This is a genomic window from Porphyromonas sp. HMSC077F02, assembly GCF_001815465.1.
In the GTDB taxonomy this organism is placed as follows: domain Bacteria; phylum Bacteroidota; class Bacteroidia; order Bacteroidales; family Porphyromonadaceae; genus Porphyromonas_A; species Porphyromonas_A somerae.
The window spans coordinates 1-272 of record NZ_KV820637.1 but is presented as its reverse complement, the minus strand read 5'-3'; positions in this window follow the sequence as shown (position 1 = coordinate 272).

The following is a 272-nucleotide window of genomic DNA, read 5'->3' as shown; positions in this document are numbered from 1 at the left end:
GTAAGGATGCCAAGGCACATAATGTTGCTTTCGGAATTCGGCTTCGGTCATGTACGTGAGTACGCTCCCTTCAGCCTTATCCTCAGCGTCTTGCATCTCATCCTTTGTTCAAAGTCTCAGCACACATTTTGAAGCAAATGTGCGAGAATGGCACTTCGTGCAACATTCTCAATTATGACCTAGTGGCTTTCATCAGGAAGAATGAGAGCCCCTTCCCCTTGAAGTGGTCATTAAAAAGGGTTCATCCGACATTTCGTGTGATACGGCAGTCA